Origin of the sequence: Geminocystis sp. GBBB08, assembly GCF_016743215.1 — a bacterium.
GTDB lineage: Bacteria > Cyanobacteriota > Cyanobacteriia > Cyanobacteriales > Cyanobacteriaceae > Geminocystis.
Genome location: NZ_VRZC01000217.1, coordinates 1 through 5,424 on the forward strand (window position 1 = coordinate 1; position 5,424 = coordinate 5,424).

The 5,424-nt window shown below is 31.4% G+C and carries 7 protein-coding genes; 3 read left to right on the forward strand and 4 right to left on the reverse strand.

The features are described from left to right. Window positions 1–10: 10 nt before the first annotated feature. Window positions 11–169, reverse strand: a complete 159-nt coding sequence (locus FWJ34_RS17905; protein ID WP_308256701.1) for a hypothetical protein — start codon at window positions 167–169, stop codon at window positions 11–13. A gap of 152 nt (window positions 170–321) precedes the next feature. On the opposite strand from FWJ34_RS17905, the gene FWJ34_RS17910 reads away from it, so the two are divergent. Both FWJ34_RS17910 and nusB read left to right on the forward strand, forming a co-directional pair. Further along, complete coding sequence (locus FWJ34_RS17910) at window positions 322–1,188, forward strand: hypothetical protein (protein WP_308256702.1); 867 nt, start codon at window positions 322–324, stop codon at window positions 1,186–1,188. 259 nt (window positions 1,189–1,447) lie between these two features. Continuing rightward, window positions 1,448–2,086: a transcription antitermination factor NusB gene (gene nusB / locus FWJ34_RS17915; RefSeq protein ID WP_308256703.1), complete on the forward strand. Its 639-nt coding sequence runs from the start codon at window positions 1,448–1,450 to the stop codon at window positions 2,084–2,086. A 4-nt stretch (window positions 2,087–2,090) separates the two neighbouring features. Here the strand turns inward: nusB and FWJ34_RS17920 are convergent, their stop codons facing one another. From FWJ34_RS17920 to rimK, 3 genes are all read right to left on the reverse strand, one after another. Next, window positions 2,091–3,104: a diguanylate cyclase domain-containing protein gene (locus FWJ34_RS17920; protein WP_308256704.1), complete on the reverse strand. Its 1,014-nt coding sequence runs from the start codon at window positions 3,102–3,104 to the stop codon at window positions 2,091–2,093. An 82-nt stretch (window positions 3,105–3,186) separates the two neighbouring features. Continuing rightward, entirely contained in the window at window positions 3,187–3,675 is a 489-nt protein-coding gene (gene dps / locus FWJ34_RS17925) for a DNA starvation/stationary phase protection protein Dps (RefSeq protein WP_308256705.1), read from the reverse strand. A 187-nt stretch (window positions 3,676–3,862) separates the two neighbouring features. Further along, window positions 3,863–4,771 (reverse strand): 30S ribosomal protein S6--L-glutamate ligase, encoded by a 909-nt coding sequence (gene rimK / locus FWJ34_RS17930; RefSeq protein WP_308256706.1) that lies wholly within the window; start codon window positions 4,769–4,771, stop codon window positions 3,863–3,865. A 358-nt stretch (window positions 4,772–5,129) separates the two neighbouring features. Between rimK and FWJ34_RS17935 the strand changes: the two genes are divergently transcribed. Then, the coding region (locus FWJ34_RS17935; RefSeq protein WP_308256707.1) for a trigger factor family protein at window positions 5,130–5,424 on the forward strand (295 nt) is incomplete at its 3' end.

Here is a 5,424-nt window from a genome sequence, read left to right on the forward strand (position 1 = left end):
GATGAATCCTTTAAAATAAAGATAAATATTCTTTATAAGTTTCATAGATAGATAATCCTGAAATATCTTGTTTAAATTCACCCAGTTGTTGATACTTATTAGCCGAATATTGTTCACAAATATCTATAATTTTTTTATAAAATTCTTGCCATTGCTCCAATACATTCATTAATTTTGGAAAATTTTGAACTGAATTATCATACTTTTTACTAGAAGCTAAATACTCTAAAATAGAAAAATCAGTAATTTTATAATAGAGTTCTTGTTAATGTTTTAAAATCTATTCTTAAGACTATTCTCCAAATTGATAATATTTTAAAAATGTTAAAACATATTCTTAATAAACTTAAAAATTCCTCTGAATATATAGAAGAAAACGCCTCTATTCGAGTCATTGGCGATCGCCAGTCAGGAAAAACAACGTATATGGCTTCCCTTGCTTATTATCCGAATGCCAGTAAAGATAGTTTTGTACGAAATATTATTCCCATTGGAGAAAATGCAGAAGAATTAGTCACAAAGGCACAAAATATTCTCGAACAAGGATTACAATTAGAACCGACAGATCTTAATGCTAATATTGATAACATTAAAGATTATACCTTGAATATAACTTTAGCAAATCAGGTTAAATTAACAGTTAATTGTAAAGATTATGCCGGAGAATTTTTCACAGATATAATGTATAAAATTGCAGATCCTTTATTAGATGATTATTTAGATGACTGTCTTCAATCCACAGGAATTATGTTGTTAATTGATGGCACATCATACCGTAAAGATGAGGAATATGCGAATGGAATTGATAAGTTTTTATTAGCTTTAAATCAAGCAGATTTAGAAAGAGAAAAAAGAAGAATTGCAGTAACATTTAGTAAATGTGAACAATCAGAATTATGGATTAATCGTCAATTTGCAGAAAAAATTGCTAATAACCGTTTCCCTCAACTTTATCGCCGACTACAAGCATGGAAAAATATCAATATAGGAGATGTAGCTTATTTTACTACTTCAGCTTTCGGTGTTTTAGGATCTCAATTTCCTGAACCAAATTCTCAGAAAATCAGCCGTAATAGGGAAGGTACAAAATCAATCATCAAAAATCCTCATCATTGGCGCCCTTATAGCTTAGTTGCTCCGATTTACTGGCTTTCTACGGGTAAACGTAACCCAAAATTAGAGGAATAGGAATAAAAATCTATGAGCCGATTAAACATTTTTCTTCAACTATAATAATCAAACTCATTGTTAAAGTATTAATTAGTGTATAGTTGAATATTGGCTATTAATGATTAAATTAATTGTTTATAGCAATTATCACAGTTATCAAGTACGATTTGATCCTCCTAAATCCTCCTTGAAAAAGGAGACTTCAATTTTTTTTGTACTTCATGATGATTGTTCAACTATATTATTTATTGCTACTGATATTTAAGAATCGAATAAAATGTCCATTCGTCAACAACCGAGAAGAACTGCTAGAATATTATCCTTACTTAGCTTAAGTCAAATTAGGGGAAAATTAGAACAACTTGAAGATATTGAAATTAACGATCTGATTCTCAGCGCAATTCGCACTTTATCTATAGAGATTGAAAATGCCATTGAAACCGCATCTGATGAATTAAATCGTAGTAACGATCAGTTATTTAAAAGTGAAACTCGTGCTACAAATTTAGGTAGTGCTAGAAGTATGCTAAAAGAATCTATCGCTTTAACTCAAAAAGCCATTAATCGTCTTGGTAGTGTTATTGAAATTCCTGAATTTGTGCAATTATCCCGTCAACATGAAGTGAGAGAATATGCTTTAGAATTAATTGGTACAGTTGATCGCCGTAGAGTAGAAATTGAAGCTATTTTAAATGAGGTAATGATCGATTGGACTTTAAGTCGTTTAACCCAAATCGATGCTAATATTTTGCGTTTAGCCGTAGCAGAAATGGCTTTTTTAAATATAGATCATAAAGTGGCTATTAATGAAGCCATCGAAATTGCAAAAAGTTATTCTGACGATGACGGTTATCGTTTTATTAATGGGGTATTGAGAAAAGTCAGTGATAAATTAGTAAAAATGATTAAAAATTAGGAATTTAAAAATTATCAATGACAATTATATTATTTTGTTTTTGAGATAAGGCATTATTAAGAGCATTTTCAGCTACTTCCATCAAAATTGTGGGAGGTAATGCTTGACTAGGAATACCCGTAGCAATACCAAAGCTACAGCTAATATATTCACTAAAATCTGAATAATGGTGAGGAATTTGTAAACTTTCTAACTTAGAAGCGATCATTAGTGCTACTGTTTCAGCACCATCTTGATCTGTATTAGGTAATAAAATGACAAATAAACCTTGAGAAAAATTACCAACTAAATCTCCAGGTCTTTTTACCATCGACTGTAAAGTTTTACCTACAATATTGATACAATTATCGACTAAATCGGAATCATGATTATTTTGATAAGCAGTAAAATCATTAATTTTCGCCATAATTAAGGAAATATTTGTTCCCGCTAAATCGCCAAAAGAAGATCTTTGACGAGCCCCTCTTAACCATTCTTGTTGTAAAATTTTCTCAAATCCTTCTCGTTGTGGTAAAAAACTAGACTGATCTTTTTGAGCTATATTAGCTAATTCTAATTTAGCTTTTTCTAGGGCTAATTTGAGTTTTTGATAATGGGGAATTAATTTATGCAACTGATTGGTTTTTTCTTTTAAAAGTTCTTCCATCGTTTTTAACTGTATTTGTATAGATATGCGGTGTAAAATTTCCGCAGAACTAAAAGGATAACTGATATAATCAGAGCCACCAGAGTTAAAGATAGTTTCAGCCTCAAAATAATGTTGATCTCTATTAATAAAAATAACAGGAATATTTTCCCCAATTTCTAACAACTTAATTTTCTTACAAATCAAATAACTGTCTTTATGTTTTAAAGTTGCACTTAATAAAATAATATCGGGTTTTTCTCTATAAATTAAATCCAATAATTCAAATTCTTCTTCCGTAACTAATACCCAATAATTTGCTTCATTAAGTAACCGTAAGAAAAACTGACTTTGTTCCTCTAAATCATCTAAAATAATAATTTTTTTATTCATCGTAATTTATGATTAATTTTCAGTTGAAAAATTTTTCACTATCCCTCAAGGGCGAATCCTATTCACCCCTACAAATTGAGAACTATTTATATAAATGAGCTTCTAAAAACCATAGACGTTTATCAATAGTACGAGAAATTTCTGTATATAAATCCGAAGTATCAGCATCTCCCAAATCACCAGTTTTGGCGATGGCATCTCGTAAATGAGAGCCATAGGTAGCAAATCGATCAGCTAAAGCGGTAAGATGATCCACACCTGTAACAAAATCAAGAGGATATTCAGGAATTAATGAATTTTGAGAAGCGACACGAGCAGTACCTAATGGCACACCGGCTAAAGCTGTTATTCTTTCAGCGATTAAATCAACATACTCATCTAATTCTCCAGCTAATTCATCAAATAATTCATGAAGTTGCAAAAAGTTATTTCCTTTGACATTCCAATGGGCTTGTTTTGTTTGAGTTTTTAAATCCAAAGTAGTAGCTAAAGTCTGATTTAAAATATCCGTTACTTGCTGACGAATTTCAACGCTCAAATCAAGACGTGTATCGTACAATTTTGTACCCATAAATATGATTCTCTAATTAAATAATATTCAAAAGTGATTATGCTTATTCCTCTCTATTTTACAACATCTTCTCATGAACTAATTTTCAGTTATACAGTCATCTGTTCTTCATTTCAAGTATTTTAGATTTTTTGAAAGAAAATATGTTTAAGTAGCTTGTAGTAAAAGATTTATGCCTTAAATTAAATTAAAACTGAATGCGATCACGAGTACTATTACCTATTTCAACGTTTTTCTCGATAAAATCAATAATCTTATCAGCAACATCGATTTGACTAGCTTTTTCAATGCCTTCTAAACCAGGAGAAGAGTTAACCTCCATCACCACAGGGCCATGATTTGAGCGTAATAAATCTACCCCTGCAACCCGCAACCCCATCGCCTTAGCCGAGCGAATAGCTGTACTTCTTTCCTCTGGAGTAAGTTTAATTTTTTCTGCCGTGCCTCCTCGATGAAGATTAGAGCGAAAATCACCTTCAGGACCTTGACGTTTCATAGCGGCTACAACTTTGTTTCCTACGACAAAACACCGAATATCAGCACCTCCTGCCTCTTTAATAAATTCTTGTACCAAAATATTCGCATTTAATCCTTTAAAGGCTTGAATTACCGACTTTGCGGCTTGATAAGTTTCTGCTAAAACTACACCTATACCTTGAGTTCCTTCTAATAACTTAATTACTAAAGGTGCTCCTCCTACGGTTTCAATTAAGCCATCAATATCCTCCGTATCATGAGCAAAACCCGTTACGGGTAAACCGATACCTTCTCGTGCTAAAATTTGTACACAACGCAACTTATCACGAGATCTAGAAATAGCTTGAGATTCATTGGCACTAAACACTCCCATTACCTCAAATTGTCTTACTACCGCTAAACCATAAAAAGTTTTCGATGCACCAATGCGAGGGATAATAGCGTCAAAATTTTCTAAAGTTTTCCCACCATAGACAACAGTTGGTTTATGGGAAGTGATATTCATATAGCATCGAAGATAATTAACTACCTTCATTTCATGCCCCCGTTTTTCTCCTGCTTCTTTTAATCTTTTTGTGGAATAAAGGCTACTATCTTGAGATAAAATAGCTATTTTCATGGGAAGTTCTAAATATAGATGATCTGCTTTTAAATTTATCTTATTTTACAACTGCTCATGTCTTTCTTATAGTAATTGTGATTAATAATACAGTTTAAATTATTAATTAGATCTGAATTTGATCAAAGAATTTTTGAAGTTAATAAGTTTCCGGTGTCTGGTTTCAAGTCAGTCATAAGTATTATTTATTCCTAATTCCCAACAAAAAGTTTAAACCCTTTGCTAATCTATCATTTCTTATTCCTCATTCATGATATATTAGAAAAGTTGAGCAAAATTTGTCTGCTAAACAAGTATTATAAAGATAAAATATTATCGTACAAGTGCGATTCGTTAAAAGGAAAAAATAGTAATTTTTATGAAAATAACACAGGAAAAACTTCCTGCTAGTCAAATCGGTTTAGAAATCGAGATTCCTGCAGAAACATCAAAAAATACCTACGAAAAAGTTTTAAAAGAAATAGCAAAAACTTCCAATATTTCAGGATTTCGTAAAGGAAAAGTACCTCGACCAATTTTATTGCAACGTTTAGGTAGTCAAAGAGTAAAAGGTGCTGTTTTAGAGGAATTAATCCAAGAAAGTATCCAAAAAGCGATTGAACAAGAATCTATTAATGTTTTAGGAAATTATCAATTAGTCTCTAACTTTGAAG